Genomic DNA, 15,839 nt, shown 5'->3' with positions numbered 1-15,839 from the left:
TTTTGATAGAACCTGAGATCGACGTAAGAAAATCACTTCAATTCGAGTGATCTGACGAAGGAAGATCGTATCAAGAATAGTGATTTTCTATCTAAAAAAGCTGTTCTCGATACAATTTTTCTTCATTTCATTCTGAAAAACCACTCGAATTGACGCTTTTTTAAATATTTTAACTTAGGTCGAACTCAGGTTTGATAGAAGTTATGATAGTGCCCATATTTATATTTATTGAATTAAGAGTGACAAAAAGTCTATCCATCTGAAAATGAAAGATAAATTAGTAAAAGAGATATTAGGAAGGATTTTGAGAAATAAGAGTAAAGTTCTTGTTGAATTTTTCTGATATAGGATTTTAGTATAAAGTATTTTTGTTTAGCTATTACTTAAAATTTGAACTATAGATATAAACACTTGCAAGGAAATACTAGCTAATATATCCCAGTTGAAATGCTTTTTTGATTAACCCTACATTGGTTTTTATCTGCAGTTTATAAAATATATTTTTTTTATGTGTTTCTACCGTGTGTTTACTAATAAAAAGTTGTTCTGCAATTTCTGATACAGTAAATTCTTTTGCAATTAATTGTATGATTTCTTTTTCTCTTTTGGTAACTATCGATTTAGAAAAACTTAGTTTTTCTAAATTAGAGATTTCTTCAAAAAAAAAGGTCTTCTGTTCGTAAACAATTTTTTGTATTGCTTCTGTAATAATTGTAATATCAGTATCTTTAAAAAGATAACCGTCATAAAAGTTTTTTTCATAATGCAAAGGTTTAAACATACTTATAACAAGTATTTTTAAAGTAGTATCGTGTTGTTTTATCTTTCTAATAAATTCGATTCCATTAATTTCTGGCATAGAAATGTCGGTAATAACTAAATCGATTGTATTTTTATATATAAAAGAAATAGCCTTTTTCACATTAGTAAATGTATGTATAGTATTGATAAAGCGGTATTTTTCTAAAGAAGCTTTTAGCCCATTTAAAACAAGATGATGATCATCTACTACTATGATGTTAATCGGTAACATTTACTTTCGGTATTTTAATGATTATAGTTGTACCTTTACCCAGAGTAGAGTCTATTAACAACTCCCCATTCATTTGGGTTACGCGATCCTTTATGTTTTGTAAACCTATACCTTTTGTGTTTTTTGTAGTAAGACCAATACCATTGTCTTCGACAATCATGACAATCTCATCTGATATTGTAATAGATAAGTTTACAACATTAGCTTTTGCATGTTTATATATGTTATTAAACAGTTCTTGAATCGCACGGTATAAAAAAACTTTCTTCTTTTCCTCCAAATTTTTGATTTCTTGTTCAGGGAAAAGATAAATTTGAATATCAAAATGGTTTTTATATCGATCTTTTAAAGTGGTAAGTAAATCATCAAAAGGTTGCTGAATACTATAGTTAGAGCTCAAACTATGAGATAATAAACGAACTTCTTTAGAAACAGAAGTAATATTTTTGAGTAATACAGCTGTTTCAGTGTTTTTTGGTAATGAAGAAACGAAATGTTTTATCCCTGACAATTGACCTCCTATTCCGTCGTGCAATTCCATGGCAATTCTATTTTTTTCTTTTTCTTCTCCTTCTACATATCCTTCAATACGCTTAATCTTTTGATCTTGCTTTAATTGTTTTTTTTCTCTTTCGTGTAGTTGTTGTTCTTGTTCTCTAATAATTTTTTGAGACTTATTCCGAAATCGATACATAAAAACAAGAAAAAGCAACATCGATAAAATTAGACTCCCAATACCATAAATAAGTTTTCTTTGTTTTGCTTTTAACAATTGTCTTTCTTTCAAAAATTTAATTTGATCGTTTTTTTTCTTTACTTCATATTCGGTTTGTAACCGTTCGAAAGTCTCATTTTTTTCTACGGTAAATAAACTATCTTTTAAAAGAATGTATTTTTCTTGATAATCGAATGCCTCTTCAAACTGTTTATTATTCCATAATACACCAGAAAGTAACCAATACGAATGTGCCCTTTGGCTATCATCAATGTACTCGCCATACTCGTTAATCGCCTTTAGGTATTTTTTTACCGCAGCACTATAATCTTTAATCTGCTCATAATAAATCCCTAAAGATGTATTGGTAAAATGCAATGCCGAGTAATCGGAAGTTTCCTGAGCCAAAGCTTCTGCTATATTTAAGTACTCAAAAGCCTCATCAAACTTTTTTAAAGTCATAAGAACATCAGCAAGATTACTTGAGACCTTTCGTTCTAACACCTTATTTTCAGTCTTTTTACAAAGTCTGATGGCTTTTTTATAATGAAAAACACTGCTATCTTTATTTTTTCTTAAATAAGAAATTGCCAAAGAATTATGAATAGAGGCAGCAATGTTTATATCTACATTATCCATATCCTTTAATGAAGAATGTAATATAGAAAAGGCTTTTTCATAATTTTTTGTCCTTTTAAAAAGAATAGATTTAGTAACTTTTAGTCTAAAAATTATATTTCTAAAATTTTCCTGCTCTGCTATTTCTATAGCTTTGTTTAAATACTCAAAACTTAGTTTAAAGTCATTTTTCCTAAGTTCGATATTTGCTTTTAATAAGTAATTTAAAGCCGTGATTTTTTTTTCGTTTTTGATCAATGATAAAGTAAGAGAACTATTTATAGCTTGTTCTGCCTTATCAATTTTACGTTGTTTGTATAAGACATCCCCTAAAAAGTGATATGATTTTAACAAACTAATGCTGTCATGGGCTTCTTTACTTAAATCAACAGCTGTACTGATATATTCGTTTGCCTTGGTTAAGTTTATGTTCTTATAATATTCATATTGCTTTAAGGCTTTTTTAACACCATTTCTTTCTTGAGAAAAGCCATAAAAAACATAACTAATAATAATAAAGGATAAGTAAATTTTTTTCAAAAATCAGGTTTTAAGTCTATTGGTAAACAAAAATACCATATTCATGGTATTTATTTACTGTAATAATAATACCAATTTTGGTACAAATCTTAAAATATGAAATCAAAAATAATAATCTCTATAGGGTTACTTCTATTTGGATTCTATCTATACCCTCAACAGAGTCAGCCACATCCAATCGATTGCAGAGATACCCTTGACGGAGCTATTGACAACATTAGCATGAAAAATTGCAAAGGAAATATCTCAATAACTACCACTCATGAAGATGGACTTGAGACCACAATAAGTTCAAGCATAATAACTACTCAAGGAAAGATTACAATAACACCCATTAGCGGAAAAAAAATAACTATTTTACCTTATATTATAAATAATAATGAACCAACAGAACCAAAATCTCGTGGTACCTTGATCGGAGGAAATACAGAAGATCAACCTAGTGATTTTTATGGAGAAAAGCTTCCTAACAAAAAACCTACAACTCGTAACAATTATTATTATCCAGAAGAAAGTAATAAACCCAAAAGTTTACGAAATAAGATAACTATTTTTCCTAATCCTGTCACTACAGAACTCACCATACAGACCAATACATCTATTCTTGGATATAAAATATTTAACTCACTGGGAGTTCCATGTTCCAAAGGAAAAATAATACCTAATAATACACTACGAGTAACAAAACTACCTGTAGGCCTATACTATATAAGGCTACAAACAACATCAGGAGTAATTAACAAAGCATTTTATAAAAAATAAGAACCATAACCTATTAATCAGAAATAAATTTAAATCTCACACAACTATGAAAAATTCAATCATCATTGGGCTAATCTTAGCCAGCACCTCTACTTTTGCTCAATTGTATTCTCCTAATGGAGCTGAGCCTGTAACCAATGGAACCACTACAAATGTGGGAATAGGAACTTCTGAGCCTACAGAAACATTGGATATAAATGGAAATTTGAGAGTAAGAGGTATACCAACGACAGGATCTTATCCTGGAACTACAACCAAAGTTCATATTGGTCCTGCTAAAATTCATACATATGCTGGATATCCTGGATTTGCTGCTGTAAGGTTAATAGGACCTGGAGATAACGAAATGACAATGACATCTGATCAGGATATATTTTTTAAGATTAAAAAATCTAAAATACTAAAGTTAAATAGGCACTTTGTAGATTTCTGGGGTAGTGAAATAAGGATAAGAAGAGATGGGAAAATGGGTATAGGCACAGATAAACCGAGTGAAAAGTTAGATGTACATGGTAATATTCATGTAACGGGTCAAATTTTGATGGATAACTCAGACTTTAGATTAGGGTTAAATGACGGAAGAGACAAAGGAAGTAATACATCACAAAGAGCTATGGTGCATTATACTAATGACAGATTAATACTTAACTATGCTGGAGATTTTGAAGGAGGAACAGAAATTCATGGAAACAAAGTGAACATCGATGGAAATTTAGGTATAGGAACTAAAAATCCTGATCATAAATTAACTGTAAACGGGAAAATACACTGTAAAGAAATACTGGTGGATCTAGAGATCCCCGCTGATTACGTTTTTGAAAAGTATTATACGGGTATTTCTAGCTTAAAGGAAGGTTATACTATGCCAAGTCTAGAAGAAGTAGAAATTTTTACTAAAGAAAATCATCATTTACCCAATGTCCCTTCTGCTAAAGAAATACAAGAAGAAGGGTTACAACTAAAAGAAATGACCAATATTTTATTACAAAAAGTAGAGGAACTTACTTTATATACTATTGAGCAGGAAAAACGTATTAAAGATTTAGAAGGAAAATTGAGTTCTAAAAAAGGATGATTATTCCTTTAGAGAAAATTTCCTAATTTCGAGAAGTATTCTCTTCCTAAATATAAGCAAAAAACTCTTGAGATTACTTTCTATTATTCGGAATTTTTAAATATAGCGACAAAATGTAGTGGTAATCCTCTTGGCTTTTACCTATGTATAGCATATAAAATTGAACTTTACTTAAGTACAAACGAACCAATGTTCTCAGAACGCGATCACAAGACTTCTAAAATAAACGCTTTACCTTCTAAGTAAGTTTTAGGAAATTAAATTCTCAATGAGAGATCAAATAATAGTAATTATTCCAATTACTTATATAAACCAATATCAAACAAATACTTTAAAACCTTTAACAAATGAAAGAACTAATAATTTTTGCTTCCTTCGTATTAAGCACAGGCATAACCTTTGCTCAGTGGGATGATAATACCACTGGAATAATTCATACAAATGATAATGTAGGTATAGGAATAACCAATCCATCTGAAAAACTAGATATTGATGGACACTTAAGAGTGAGAGGAAATGGAATTTCCAGAGGTCACGAATCAAAAATTCGATTGCATACTGGTTCAATTCAAGGCGCTTCAGGATCAGGAGGAGCAAATCTAAGCTTAATAGGACCATCTAATAACTACCTACATTTGAATGCTGAAAGTGATTTTGCTTTTTTAGGTGGCAATGTAGGTCTTGGTATTTATTATCCTAAGACAAAATTACATGTGGTTGGAACCTCAGGTGTTTCAGGCCATACCCCAACCAATGTTCAGGGGCTTTTTGTAGAAACCTCGGGAAGTGCACGCGGACATTACGTGTTTCAAACCGCCTCTGTTGGTGGAGGAAAAAGTTTTTCTATCGAAAATTCTGGACATGTTGGTATCGGATCTGTTTCTCCAAAAGAGATCCTACAAGTAGGAAGAGATATAGGAAATGATGTTTCGCCATTAACAGTTCACGATGGTGGACATAAAGCTTTAAGCTGGAATGGTTACTGGAATGATGGATGGAGAAAACACAATAGTAATGCTGCTGCTGCCAAATTGGAGTTCAGTCCTACAGGAGAATTTTTAATAGTTGATATTGCAAAAAAAGATGGATCAACGAATACAGATTGGTCAAAACCAGAATTAGTGCTTAGAGAAGGTAAAGTAAGCATCGGAACAACAACAATACCAGAAGGGTACACCTTATCAGTCGAAGGGAAAATAATCTGTGAGGAAATGACTGTCCAATTAAAAAAGGACTGGGGTGATTTTGTCTTCAATAATGGGTATAAATTAGACCCCTTATCTGCAATAGAAGCATATATAGACGAAAATAATCATTTGCCAGGAATTCCATCAGCAAAAGAAATTGAAGAAAGTGGTATTGAATTAGGCGAAATGCAGCGTTTACAAATGATTAAAATAGAAGAGCTAACTCTTCATTTAATCCAAGCAAATAAGGAAAAAGAAAAAGTATATAAAGATATGGAATCTTTAAAAGAAAAACTTGCAATGTTAGAGAGGGCTATTTTAACTCAAAAAAAATAAAGATAACCATGAAACGACTATTAATACTATTATTTCTATTATCCGTTAGTACTTCATTTGCAGATGATCTTGAAAATTTTCAGGTTGGATCCTGCGTTGATTTCTCACCTATTAATAATGAAGAAGGTCATGTCACATTCTCATTTGATCTTGTGACAAGGTATAAAATAGACTATGGCTTCCCTATGAACTGGTTCTATCATAATCATGGTAATTCTTTCTATGGTGGCAATGAAGGGTCGTCTAAAGAAACTAAGTTTAGACATAGATATTACAGAGATTTTAGAATCACTAAAAATACACCTGATCATGTGTATGTAGATGTAGAGGTATCTTATAATGTTAGAATTTTTGGGGTAACTAAACATAGAACAAGAAGAAAAGGGTTTAACGTTTATATTGGGCATTTGCGAGATCGGTATTGGAGGGTTTTAAACTCTAATGTTACTGATCATAACTCTAATGTACTTATAACAGCTGGAAATTCTATCCAGATAGTCCCGGGTTTTCAATACACCCCTTCGTCAGGTTTAAAATTCACAGCTTCAATACAATCCTATGATTGCAAAGCAAAACAAACAATTATAGGCAGTAGTATAGAACAAGGAGATACTGAGTTGTTATATAAAGAACCGCTAGTACCATACCCTAATCCAAGTTCAGGCATTGTTCGTATTAATTCTGATCAAATTATTTCTGATTATACTATTTATAATTCAAAAGGGATTATTGTTGATGTAGAACTGAAAGAGAATGGAGAAATGGATTTTACAAATGTTGACGATGGTCTATATATTCTTTCACTAAAACGCGGTAATAAAATAGAAAATATAAAAATCGTTATCCAGCATTAAAGTTAGGTGACAATAAAAAATCTCAAAAGATTCTAAAAAAAGGTATGCCACTTTTTTTAGAATCTTTTTGACTTAGCTACTAAAAGTATATCGCTCGTGAGTAATTAATCCTAAATGGATTGCAGGAGTGCAAAAACATGGCTATAAACGAGCCTTTGAAATGGCAGCTACCCTCGATTATCTCTTTGCTTATGATGCAACAACTAATCTCATAGATGATTTGGATCATAAAATAGAGTTTCTTTTTGTTTTAATTTTGAGTAATTCTAAGTAGAATTTAGAATTTTTTAAATATAAAACAACACATATTACTATACACTAGAATATGTAAAACAAGTATAAATTATGAAAACTGCATCTATTTTTAAAGATATTGTATACAAAGAGAATAAACCTAATATTGATGTATTACTCGAAACTGATTTCACAAAAGAAATTAGAATTGTTTTTAAAGAAAATCAGATAATGAAAGAGCATAAAGCTCCTTTTTCTATTATAGTTTTCGTAGCTGATGGTGAGATTGATTTTAGAGTAAACAAAACAATTAAAAATCTAAAAAAAGGTGATTTAATTGCATTAAAAGCTAATGTTCCCCATGATTTAAAAGCTTTAAAAGATAGTATAGTAAAACTTACTTTATCAAAGTATGATGATAAAGCAAGAGTAGATAACGTAGTAAATTAAAAAAGAAACCTAACGAGAAGGAGTACAACTGGCAAGAGGATGATCTGATGAACAAGTACCTGATACACAATAAGGAAGTGAAAAAGGATATTGGATTCTACATTTTTTACCACCAGAATTAGAGCAACAACCAGAGAAATAATAAAAAGATCCTGTAATCTTTTTTTGTTGATCTTTCGTAAGTTTCTGGATTCCTTCTAGATTTAATATTTTTTTCATGGTTTTAAGATTTAAATTATAATGTAATATATATTAAATTTTTATTTTTTATGTTATGATAGTATTACTGGTTTATTATGAAATTAATATTGAGTGGTTGTTATTTAATGTTTTGAGTTATTGTATTTTGAATCCTTTTTGAAAACTTGTTTAGTTTTTTAGTTTAAGTAAAAAAACAGATTACTAAATTTTGATGTATTTCTTTTTATTAACTTAGTGTTTTAGTAAAGTGCAATATATGAGTATATTCCTTTATGATATCATTAGCCAACATTATGAAAATAACACACGTATTTATACTAATAAGTAGTATAGTTCTTTTAAGTAGCTGTACTAATGACGAAGCCGTTAATAATTTATCCAGCTTTTCTCTGAACTATCCTTCTAATAACGAACAGGAAATTGTTCCTGGTTTTCAGTTCCGCTGGGAAAAAAGTACTAATGCTACTAGATACGAATTGTATATTGGAAATACTTCTGAGACCAATGATATAGTTTTAACTGATATTACTGATACTTTAAAAACAGTAAATGATTTGCGATATGGCAAAACTTATTTCTGGAGAGTAGTAGCGTTGGATAATCAAGGTAATTCGCGGTCGAGCTCAACATCTACATTTGAGACAAAAAGAAATTATACTGTGATGGATGCGAGTTTTTATATCCCTCAACTAGATAGATCAAGAAAAATCTCTATATACCTACCTCCCAATTATAATAATGAATCTATAAGTTATCCGGTGTTATATATGCATGATGGGCAAGCGATTTTTGCTGCAGAAAATGATACGTTAGATGAATGGGAAGTAGATGACACTCTAGATCGACTGTATCAAGAAATTGGATTTAACCTTATTGTTGTTGGTATTGATAATAATCAACAAGGTAATGAAAGAACGAATGAGTATAGTCCTTGGATAAGTACAGGTAATATTATTCCTTCTACAGCAGGATTAGGAGGCTTGGGGGATGAATATGTAGAGTTTATTGTTAAGACCCTAAAACCTTATATTGATACTACGTATAGAACACTATCAGATAAAAAACACACAGGTATAATGGGGAGTTCAATGGGAGGATTAATTTCTTGTTATGCTGGATTGAAATATCCCGATGTTTTTGGAAAAATGGGAGTGTATTCTCCATCATTTTGGTTTTCTGAAGGAGGTGCCTATGAATTAGCAAACACGAATAGTAAACTAGTAGGAGATAGTAAATTCTATTTTTTAGCAGGAGACTCAGAAGCTACAATAATAGATTTTCCTAAGGATGTTCAAAAAATGATTGATATATTTATTAAAAATGGAATTAGCCAAGATCATATTGCCAAGAATATAGTAGTAGGTGGTACTCATGAAGTATACTTATGGAGAGATGGATTTGAAGAGACTATTAAATGGTTATTCATTGATTAAATTTTCTTTTTTAATGGATTCTCTTTTTTTGGTAGACTACAGCTATTTAAGAAATCATTTTTAAGATTTTTATCAAGGTTTTTAAATTTATTTTATTAAAAAAAAGTAGCGCTAACTTTTGATCAAAAGTACTAATTAGGCTCAGTTATTGTTATTTTACGAACCGTTCTTGTAATACTGTAAATAGAATTTCCTGTTGTTTTTTATCACTACTATTTTTATTTACAAAATTAATGTAATTGGTAGTTGCTCTTTTTAATTCTATCTGAATTTCATTTGTATTCATACAATCATCGTTGGTAAAATATAAAAGATAATATACGAGTCTTTTTAGAGTGTTTTCAGACTCTTCATACTGTTTTAACTCCTCATAAGTATTTGCTATATTATTACAAGAAATAGCATAGATCTGAATAAAAGGAATATTATCTCGGATACAATCTGCACGATTGATATTTAGTACTTCAGCTCTATATAAGGCATCTTTATAACCAAGTAATGCTTCTTTATAGTTACCCTTATTGAATAGTATATTGGATGTTGTTGTTTTTGTTTTCCAGTAATTTTCAATACGGTTTATACATAATTCACTCATTTTATTTTAGATTATGATTAGCAAAATTCCAGTTGATAATTTCCCAAAAGCTCTCGACAAATTTTGGTCGTGCATTACGATAATCGATATAATAGGCATGTTCCCATACATCGAGGGTTAGAATTGGAGTTTTATTTTGGGTTAGTGGTGTGTTTGCATTCTTCATGGGTAGGATTTCTAGTTTTCCTTCTTGATTTTGTACGAGCCATGACCAGCCAGCACCAAATAACTTAGTAGCAGTGGTAGAGAATTGTTCTTTGAAGTTTTCAAAACTTTCAAAATCTCGTTCAATAAGTTCTTTAATCTTTCCTTTTGGCGCTCTTCCTTGGTTGGGAGACAAACATTGCCAAAAGAAACTATGATTCCAATGCTGAGCTACATTATTAAAAAGAGTAACATTATTATTTTCAAAACTATATTGAATTATTTCTGGGACAGAGGCATCTACTAATGGAGTGTTTTTAATCAATTTGTTTAAATTATTTACATAAGCTACATGATGTTTTCCATAATGATAATCAAAAGCTTCTTCTGTGATGATAGGGGCTAATGATTTTTTATCATAAGGTAGGTCTGGTAATTGTAGTGTACTATTCATGTTTTAATTTTTGAAAGGATATTTTTTTGATTTTAAAATCTTTATTGCTTTTTTGATTTCTGTGATTTTTGATAATTCATAAACCCTTTTTTGATATCTTTTTGCATGAGCATGTGACTTTTAAAACTTTGGTTTAACTGCTTTTTTTCAGTTTCCAATAATTCGATAACATATTCCATATATTATTTTTTAGACAAGTAAAACTATAAAAGTTAGTCTTAACTAACAAAATGTATTACATAAATATATGTTAAATTGAAGATGTTAATAGTTTTTAAAATTTTTATTTAGAAAAATGCAATAGATTAAAAAAGTATCGTCTTTTTAATTGAAGACCATTCATAAAAGGTTTTAATGAATTTGGAATCAGAAAATAATAAAAAGCTTACCGATTTTTTTGGAAGAGAATATGAATCGCTCAGGATGTATGTGAAAACTAAAATAAGTGACACAGCTAATCGTGATGCAGAAGATATTATCCAAGATGTGGCTTTAAAATTATTTTCTGGAGCAGATCGATATGCTCCTATAAATAATGTAGCTGGTTTTGTATACAGGTCTATAAAAAATAAGATCATTGATGTGATGCGAACTACTAAAAAAACAAATTCTATAGAGGTTGATAAAGATTTATTAGAATTAGTTGAGGTATTACAACAATCGACAGATACACATACTTCAGACCAAATGATAAGAGTACTAAAAAAATCTATCGAACAGCTAAAACCAGCATATAAAGATATTATTATAGCTGTAGACTTTGAAGGATATACTTATAAAGAAATTTCTAGAGAAACAGGGATTTCCATAGGAACATTAATGTCTAGAAGACATAGAGCAATTGGAATATTATATAAAAAAATAGAAGTAGAGATTAACAAACAGAAAAACATATCATGACAAATTTTTTCACTCATAAATTTAGAAAAAAATCACCAATAGAGATTGTAGGAATAATCATTTTTGGGGCTATTTTTATAACAGGATTAGTTATTTTATTAGGTTTCGTAATTATGTGGTTATGGAACTGGCTAATGCCAGAGATTTTTGGGCTGACTACAATTACATATTGGCAAGCTATTGGGGTATTTATATTATTAAAAATACTTCTTGGAGGCTGTGGTAGTGGGGGTGGTAAAAAATCATCTAAAAACTCAAATAATGAATGTAAAAAAGGCTCAAAAACTGATTTTTCGAAATGGAAATACTATGATAAGTTTTGGAAAGAAGAAGGCGATGAATATTATAAACAATATATCGAACGGCAATCCAATAAAGAGAAAGAGGATACATCAGATTTAGATTCAGAATAGCATAAATCTTTATTATGGAGTTACTACTATTTCGAACAGATATTAAGTCAAAGAAAAAAGTTAAGTCTTTAAAATCGGTATTTAATAATCACTCAGAAATTATTAATTGGTCTGTTGATCTAGAGGATATAGACAATGTACTTAGAATTGAAGCGACAACAAATCTATCAGAGAAAGATGTTATGGATTTGGTACGGATAAAAGGCTTTTATATTCAAATAATGTTGGATTAAGTCTATTTTTTCTGCCTTAGGAGTTTTGTCTATAATCATTGTATTTTTTCTATCATGTTATCAAAATCATTTACCCATTCTGAGTGAGTTACCCAACGAAGATTTTGACCATCACCTCGTTTTCTAGGGACAATATGAAAATGTAAATGAAATACCTCTTGCTGTGCCTCTGCACCAGAGTTACTTATGATTTGTATGTTTTTGATTCCGAGTTTTTCTTCATACAGTTTGGATACTTTCTTTACCGCAGCGATAACGGCTTGTAATTCTTTTTCAGGAATATCAAAGATATTGGTGTAGTGCTTTTTGGGGATCACCAAAGTATGGTAGCGCGCAGCGGGATGAATATCTAAAAAAGCATAGACGTCTTCGTTTTCATATATTTTCCAAGAGTTGGCTTCGCCTTTTACAATTTTGCAGAAGATACAGGTGTTCATGGTTGGTGGTTTTTATAAGAGAATATTTTGTTGTACTAAAATCTATACTTAGCTTTTTATTATTTAAACTGATATTCAAAAAGTTATTTCATATTTTTTTATATCCCCAACACCTTTTTGATCTTGCTTCCTAATGAGTTTTTAGTTTCTCCTGGTTTGTCATCTTCTTCAAAGAGAATTCCTTTTACATTTAGGTGATGTCCTATTTGCTCTTTACCATAATCTTGTTCAAAACCAACAACTTGTTTACGATATTTACAGAGTTGGCAATTCATAAAAGCGGTACCTGTTTTGGCTTCTTCTAGTCTTTCATCAAAAGCTTTTAATAGTAATTCATCGGTTCCAAAAGGTGCGGTATAGATATATTCTTGATCAGAAGCAGTGTTCATATCTGTTACATGACCATATATACGCTCTAATAATACTCCTGTAAAGAAGAAGAAAGGAATAACAATAGTGCGTTTAAATCCTAATTTTTCGATCATTTGTAGTGATTCATCTACTTTAGGATATGCTGTTCCGCTATAGGCAGTAGTAGCAAATCCAAACCTCATTCCTTCCCATAACATACTGGTGAGTTTGCAGACATCACTATTAGCATCGGGATCTGTTGTACCTCTACCTATAACCACCAAACAGGTTTCTTTTCGGTCTAAAGGAGATAAGGTTTTTTCGGTTTCTTCAATTCGTTTTACGGCAAGATCTAATAAAAAGGAGCTAACTCCAATATGTTTTCCCATCGCAATCGTAAGATCTTCATGATAACTTTGTATGGTGTTTAATTCATATGGGATATCATTTTTGGCATGTGATCCTGCAAATAAGATTACTGGTAACGCATATATTTTTCGAACTCCGTTTAGGTACATGCGTTCTACAGCAGCTTCATAAGTAGGATGGTTAAATTCTAAAAAACCATAATCTACTTCGTAATCGTTTTGATATCGTTCTTTTAATATACTTACTAGCTTCTTAAAAGAAGTAATTGCTGCTTCCCTGCGACTACCATGTCCACATAATAATATTCCTACTTTCATATAATTGCCGTATTAGTTTTCAAAAATAGCTAATAATTTTATTTGAAATTAAAATAACATATAGTGGTTTTGTATGTTATAATGTTTCTAATGTGTTGTAAGTCTTCATAAAATACAAGCTTAGGCTATGTTTTATTGATATTTTTCGTTAATAACAACTTCATTTTGAAGTTTTTTACGATCCCATTTTCGCAATTCCAGTTCGGGTTGATTGTAAAACATATCAGTATACCCAAAGCATAAATAACCTATCAATTGATTTTCTGAAGGTGCGTGGAGTACTTTTTTCACTTTTTCGGGATCCAGAATGCTTACCCATCCCATTCCTATATTTAGTGATCTAGCCATAAGCCACATGTTTTGTATGGCACATACCACACTATATTTACCCATGTCAGGCATGCTTGTTTGACCTAATACGGGACCATTTTTAGGTTTATAAAACACAGCGATATTAAGAGGTGCTTCTATAATTCCTTCTAGTTTTAAGGCATTGTATTCTTTTTGTTTTTGATCTGTAAATTGTAGTGTTGCACGTTGCGTCTCTTCAGAAAATGTTTTTTTTATAGCTTGTTTTGTTTTCTGGTCTTGTATGAGTACAAATTCCCAAGGTTGAGAATAGCCAACAGAAGGAGCTGCTAATGCTGCTTTGATAAGCTTGTCAATTACTTCTCTTGGAATAGATTTTTTTAAAAAATGATTTCCACGAACATCTCTACGATGTACTAAAAGCTCTTCTAGTAGTTGTTGTTCTTGGGTGGTAAATATACGTTGTGATTGCATTATAGTTTAGCTTCTTCTAGGGTAAATGCAGCATTTACAATTGCAGCGGCAAAGTTACTCCCTCCCCGTTTTTCGGTAATCAGTGCGTATGGTACAGCTGTTATTGTTCTTAATCGTTCTTTTGATTCTATAACATTTATAAATCCTACGGGAGCACCAATTACTCCTGTTGGGGATAACGCTCCTGCATGGATTTGATCTGTTATTTCGATGAGTGCTGTCGGAGCGTTTCCTATCACAAATAATGCATTAGGATATTTTTTTGCGGCTAATCGTATTCCTGCTTGTGTACGTGTCAGTCCTTCTTTTTCGGCAAGCTGAAGTGTTTCGGTATCATTTAATAGGCATACTACCTGATTATGATATCGAGTAGTATATGCTTTTGTAATCCCTGCTTGTACCATAGTAACATCGGTAACAATGGTTCCTCCATTTTGGAGATATTGATGCCAAGTTGCAATGGCATTTTCTGAGGTTTCTAGATAGTTAATGTATTCAAAATCCCCTGAGGTATGTATACATCGTACGGCTGCCCACAGTGTATCTTTTGCTAATGTGTTTTTAGGAATAGTACTTAGGATTTCTACAAAACTTGCTTGTTGTATCTCTAGACCTGTTTCGGGTTTACGGTTTAGATACCCTCTTGGGGTGATAAGATTATTTTTATATCTAAACGTTTGACTGTTTCCTATCAATACTACACAAAACATATCAACATCATTAACATTTAAATCTCCTAGTGTAGTGATTTTTATATTTTCCTCTGTTCTGCCTAATTGCTTACAGATGGCTACGGGAGTTGTTGCAGAGCGGTACTGCAGATATATGTTTTTTAGAGTTTGAAGTTGCCAATAGCGTTTTTTGCTTTTAGGATTATAGAGTCCGGTAACAAAATCCCCCATAGCAGCAGCATGAATACGTTTTTGGATTGTGGTCCAAGGCGTCATTAGGTCAGATAATGATATACAGCAAAAGTCATGTCCTAATATTGCTCCTAATTTACTGCCTGCGGTAATAAATGCAGAAATTCCAGGTACTGTTTCTACAGGAATTTCTAACTGTTGCTCTGCTACTTTTTGATATACAATGGATGCCATCGCATAGATACTAGCATCACCAGAACCGATGACTACAACATTTTCTCCTTCTAGTGCATGTTGTATTGCTATCTCTGCTCTTTTTTCTTCTTCGCTTAGTTCTTTTCCAATACATAATGCATCAGGACTAACTAAATGGTTAATAAATTGAAAATAATAATGGTATCCAATAATTACAGTACCTTCTACAATTGCTTGTGTAGCCATTGGGGTGATATAGTCAGAATGCCCTGGGCCTAGCCCTACAACTTTGATCATTTGATCTGTTTTTTTTAGTATTTAAGAGGAATACAATTTTATATAACGAA

General features: G+C 31.2%; 19 protein-coding genes. 10 read left to right on the top strand and 9 right to left on the bottom strand.

The features are described from left to right. Positions 1-424 precede the first annotated feature (424 nt). Positions 425-1,033 carry a response regulator transcription factor gene (locus tag N456_RS20235; protein ID WP_062061255.1) on the bottom strand — a complete coding sequence of 203 codons (609 nt, stop codon included), beginning with the start codon at positions 1,031-1,033 and terminating at the stop codon, positions 425-427. Continuing rightward, complete coding sequence (locus N456_RS20230) at positions 1,020-2,906, bottom strand: ATP-binding protein (RefSeq protein ID WP_062061253.1); 1,887 nt, start codon at positions 2,904-2,906, stop codon at positions 1,020-1,022. The genes N456_RS20235 and N456_RS20230 overlap by 14 nt, the downstream gene beginning before the upstream one ends. A gap of 96 nt (positions 2,907-3,002) precedes the next feature. Here N456_RS20230 and N456_RS20225 point away from each other — a divergent pair, with 96 nt between their 5' ends. The 6 genes from N456_RS20225 to N456_RS20205 all read left to right on the top strand — a co-directional run bounded on the left by N456_RS20225 (position 3,003) and on the right by N456_RS20205 (position 7,804). After that, complete coding sequence (locus tag N456_RS20225; RefSeq protein WP_062061251.1) at positions 3,003-3,668, top strand: T9SS type A sorting domain-containing protein; 666 nt, start codon at positions 3,003-3,005, stop codon at positions 3,666-3,668. A gap of 46 nt (positions 3,669-3,714) precedes the next feature. Continuing rightward, positions 3,715-4,743 (top strand): hypothetical protein, encoded by a 1,029-nt coding sequence (locus tag N456_RS20220; RefSeq protein ID WP_062061249.1) that lies wholly within the window; start codon positions 3,715-3,717, stop codon positions 4,741-4,743. Between the two features lie 347 nt (positions 4,744-5,090). Next, positions 5,091-6,266, top strand: coding sequence for a hypothetical protein (locus N456_RS20215; protein ID WP_062061246.1), 1,176 nt, complete (start codon positions 5,091-5,093; stop codon positions 6,264-6,266). A gap of 8 nt (positions 6,267-6,274) precedes the next feature. After that, positions 6,275-7,120: a T9SS type A sorting domain-containing protein gene (locus N456_RS20210; protein WP_062061243.1), complete on the top strand. Its 846-nt coding sequence runs from the start codon at positions 6,275-6,277 to the stop codon at positions 7,118-7,120. Between the two features lie 103 nt (positions 7,121-7,223). Next, the gene (locus N456_RS25470; protein ID WP_148639401.1) at positions 7,224-7,394 is read left to right on the top strand and encodes a cobaltochelatase subunit CobN; all 171 of its coding nucleotides are present in this window, start codon (positions 7,224-7,226) and stop codon (positions 7,392-7,394) included. Between the two features lie 71 nt (positions 7,395-7,465). After that, positions 7,466-7,804 carry a cupin domain-containing protein gene (locus N456_RS20205; protein WP_062061240.1) on the top strand — a complete coding sequence of 113 codons (339 nt, stop codon included), beginning with the start codon at positions 7,466-7,468 and terminating at the stop codon, positions 7,802-7,804. Between the two features lie 9 nt (positions 7,805-7,813). Here N456_RS20205 and N456_RS20200 read toward each other — a convergent pair whose 3' ends face one another. Then, positions 7,814-8,023, bottom strand: coding sequence for a hypothetical protein (locus N456_RS20200; RefSeq protein WP_062061237.1), 210 nt, complete (start codon positions 8,021-8,023; stop codon positions 7,814-7,816). A 275-nt stretch (positions 8,024-8,298) separates the two neighbouring features. On the opposite strand from N456_RS20200, the gene N456_RS20195 reads away from it, so the two are divergent. Then, positions 8,299-9,438 (top strand): alpha/beta hydrolase, encoded by a 1,140-nt coding sequence (locus tag N456_RS20195; RefSeq protein ID WP_062061234.1) that lies wholly within the window; start codon positions 8,299-8,301, stop codon positions 9,436-9,438. A 151-nt stretch (positions 9,439-9,589) separates the two neighbouring features. Here N456_RS20195 and N456_RS20190 read toward each other — a convergent pair whose 3' ends face one another. Next, positions 9,590-10,033: a hypothetical protein gene (locus N456_RS20190; protein ID WP_062061231.1), complete on the bottom strand. Its 444-nt coding sequence runs from the start codon at positions 10,031-10,033 to the stop codon at positions 9,590-9,592. A 1-nt stretch (position 10,034) separates the two neighbouring features. Beyond that, positions 10,035-10,631, bottom strand: coding sequence for a superoxide dismutase (locus N456_RS20185; protein ID WP_062061228.1), 597 nt, complete (start codon positions 10,629-10,631; stop codon positions 10,035-10,037). Between the two features lie 354 nt (positions 10,632-10,985). Here N456_RS20185 and N456_RS20180 point away from each other — a divergent pair, with 354 nt between their 5' ends. The 3 genes from N456_RS20180 to N456_RS20170 are packed head-to-tail and all read left to right on the top strand — an operon-like array spanning position 10,986 to position 12,177. Continuing rightward, entirely contained in the window at positions 10,986-11,531 is a 546-nt protein-coding gene (locus N456_RS20180) for an RNA polymerase sigma factor (RefSeq protein WP_062061224.1), read from the top strand. Next, complete coding sequence (locus N456_RS20175) at positions 11,528-11,944, top strand: hypothetical protein (protein ID WP_062061221.1); 417 nt, start codon at positions 11,528-11,530, stop codon at positions 11,942-11,944. The genes N456_RS20180 and N456_RS20175 overlap by 4 nt, the downstream gene beginning before the upstream one ends. Positions 11,945-11,958: 14 nt before the next feature. Further along, the gene (locus tag N456_RS20170; RefSeq protein ID WP_062061218.1) at positions 11,959-12,177 is read left to right on the top strand and encodes a hypothetical protein; all 219 of its coding nucleotides are present in this window, start codon (positions 11,959-11,961) and stop codon (positions 12,175-12,177) included. A gap of 35 nt (positions 12,178-12,212) precedes the next feature. Here the strand turns inward: N456_RS20170 and N456_RS20165 are convergent, their stop codons facing one another. The 4 genes from N456_RS20165 to cobJ all read right to left on the bottom strand — a co-directional run bounded on the left by N456_RS20165 (position 12,213) and on the right by cobJ (position 15,789). Beyond that, positions 12,213-12,614: an HIT family protein gene (locus tag N456_RS20165; protein ID WP_062061215.1), complete on the bottom strand. Its 402-nt coding sequence runs from the start codon at positions 12,612-12,614 to the stop codon at positions 12,213-12,215. Positions 12,615-12,712: 98 nt separating this feature from the next. After that, on the bottom strand, positions 12,713-13,651 hold the full coding sequence (locus tag N456_RS20160; protein WP_062061212.1) for a sirohydrochlorin chelatase: 939 nt from the start codon (positions 13,649-13,651) through the stop codon (positions 12,713-12,715). 132 nt (positions 13,652-13,783) lie between these two features. Further along, the gene (gene bluB, locus N456_RS20155) at positions 13,784-14,434 is read right to left on the bottom strand and encodes a 5,6-dimethylbenzimidazole synthase (protein WP_062061210.1); all 651 of its coding nucleotides are present in this window, start codon (positions 14,432-14,434) and stop codon (positions 13,784-13,786) included. After that, on the bottom strand, positions 14,434-15,789 hold the full coding sequence (cobJ, locus tag N456_RS20150; protein ID WP_062061207.1) for a precorrin-3B C(17)-methyltransferase: 1,356 nt from the start codon (positions 15,787-15,789) through the stop codon (positions 14,434-14,436). The genes bluB and cobJ overlap by 1 nt, the downstream gene beginning before the upstream one ends. Positions 15,790-15,839 lie beyond the last annotated feature (50 nt).

Source organism: Aquimarina longa SW024, assembly GCF_001401755.1.
GTDB lineage: Bacteria > Bacteroidota > Bacteroidia > Flavobacteriales > Flavobacteriaceae > Aquimarina > Aquimarina longa.
Note: the sequence above shows the minus strand (reverse complement) of the source record. Positions and strands in the feature narration are given on the sequence as shown.

Excerpts from the sequence above, each read along its gene's own strand:
- N456_RS20175 (WP_062061221.1), top strand. The coding sequence starts at position 11,528 with ATGACAAATTTTTTCACTCATAAATTTAGAAAAAAATCACCAATAGAG.
- N456_RS20225 (WP_062061251.1), top strand. The coding sequence starts at position 3,003 with ATGAAATCAAAAATAATAATCTCTATAGGGTTACTTCTATTTGGATTC.
- bluB (WP_062061210.1), bottom strand. The coding sequence starts at position 14,434 with ATGCAATCACAACGTATATTTACCACCCAAGAACAACAACTACTAGAA.
- N456_RS20170 (WP_062061218.1), top strand. The coding sequence starts at position 11,959 with ATGGAGTTACTACTATTTCGAACAGATATTAAGTCAAAGAAAAAAGTT.
- N456_RS20215 (WP_062061246.1), top strand. The coding sequence starts at position 5,091 with ATGAAAGAACTAATAATTTTTGCTTCCTTCGTATTAAGCACAGGCATA.
- N456_RS20165 (WP_062061215.1), bottom strand. The coding sequence starts at position 12,614 with ATGAACACCTGTATCTTCTGCAAAATTGTAAAAGGCGAAGCCAACTCT.
- N456_RS20205 (WP_062061240.1), top strand. The coding sequence starts at position 7,466 with ATGAAAACTGCATCTATTTTTAAAGATATTGTATACAAAGAGAATAAA.
- N456_RS20210 (WP_062061243.1), top strand. The coding sequence starts at position 6,275 with ATGAAACGACTATTAATACTATTATTTCTATTATCCGTTAGTACTTCA.
- N456_RS20200 (WP_062061237.1), bottom strand. The coding sequence starts at position 8,023 with ATGAAAAAAATATTAAATCTAGAAGGAATCCAGAAACTTACGAAAGAT.
- N456_RS20185 (WP_062061228.1), bottom strand. The coding sequence starts at position 10,631 with ATGAATAGTACACTACAATTACCAGACCTACCTTATGATAAAAAATCA.
- N456_RS20235 (WP_062061255.1), bottom strand. The coding sequence starts at position 1,033 with ATGTTACCGATTAACATCATAGTAGTAGATGATCATCATCTTGTTTTA.
- N456_RS20160 (WP_062061212.1), bottom strand. The coding sequence starts at position 13,651 with ATGAAAGTAGGAATATTATTATGTGGACATGGTAGTCGCAGGGAAGCA.
- N456_RS20195 (WP_062061234.1), top strand. The coding sequence starts at position 8,299 with ATGAAAATAACACACGTATTTATACTAATAAGTAGTATAGTTCTTTTA.
- N456_RS20220 (WP_062061249.1), top strand. The coding sequence starts at position 3,715 with ATGAAAAATTCAATCATCATTGGGCTAATCTTAGCCAGCACCTCTACT.
- cobJ (WP_062061207.1), bottom strand. The coding sequence starts at position 15,789 with ATGATCAAAGTTGTAGGGCTAGGCCCAGGGCATTCTGACTATATCACC.
- N456_RS20180 (WP_062061224.1), top strand. The coding sequence starts at position 10,986 with ATGAATTTGGAATCAGAAAATAATAAAAAGCTTACCGATTTTTTTGGA.
- N456_RS20190 (WP_062061231.1), bottom strand. The coding sequence starts at position 10,033 with ATGAGTGAATTATGTATAAACCGTATTGAAAATTACTGGAAAACAAAA.